Raw genomic sequence first — 712 nt, 5'->3', positions numbered from 1 at the left:
GTTCCCAGGAATTCAGGGCGGCCCTCTCATGCACATTATTGCAGCAAAAGCGGTCGCTTTCAACGAAGCATTACAACCAAGCTTTAAGGACTATGCGAAACAAGTCATTGAAAATGCTGCAACACTTAGTGAAACATTAAAAAATAAAGGTGCAGCTCTTGTTTCTGGAGGAACAGATAATCATATTGTTCTTTTAGATTTACGTCCGTGGAATTTAACAGGAAAAGAAGCAGAGAAATTATTAGAAGAAGCAGGCATCACCGCTAATAAAAATACGATTCCATATGATCCAGAAAAGCCATTTGTTACGAGTGGTATCCGAATGGGAACAGCAGCTTTAACAACTCGAGGCATGAAGCAGGATGAAATGGTGAAAATCGGTGAAGTGATTTCAGCTGTTCTAAAGAGTAAAGGAGATAAAGACGTTCTTAAGAAAGCAAAAGAAACAACCAAAGGAATTTGTGATATTTATCCGTTATTTCAACAACCAATTACTGTGTAAGAAAAAAAGGGGGGGACTCAATGGAATTTCAAAGTTGTTTTGACATAATAGGTCCAATCATGGTAGGACCGTCAAGTTCCCACACTGCCGGAGTCGTGTCAATCGGTAAATTCATCCATGAACTGTTAGGAGATTATCCAAAAGAAGTCAAAATTGTATTCTATGATTCATTTGCTGAAACCTATCAAGGACATGGAACAGATAAAGCAC

General features: G+C 38.6%; 1 protein-coding gene and 1 pseudogene. Both read left to right on the top strand.

The features are described 5' to 3' along the window. Window positions 1-502: pseudogene (gene glyA / locus AC1DUW_RS31450) on the top strand (serine hydroxymethyltransferase); the annotation flags it as partial. Between the two features lie 20 nt (window positions 503-522). Beyond that, a partial coding sequence (locus tag AC1DUW_RS31445; protein ID WP_477644526.1) for a serine dehydratase beta chain occupies window positions 523-712 on the top strand: 190 nt, incomplete at its 3' end.

The organism is Peribacillus sp. P4_C12 (assembly GCF_056402095.1).
This window is presented reverse-complemented; position numbering and strand designations above follow the sequence as displayed.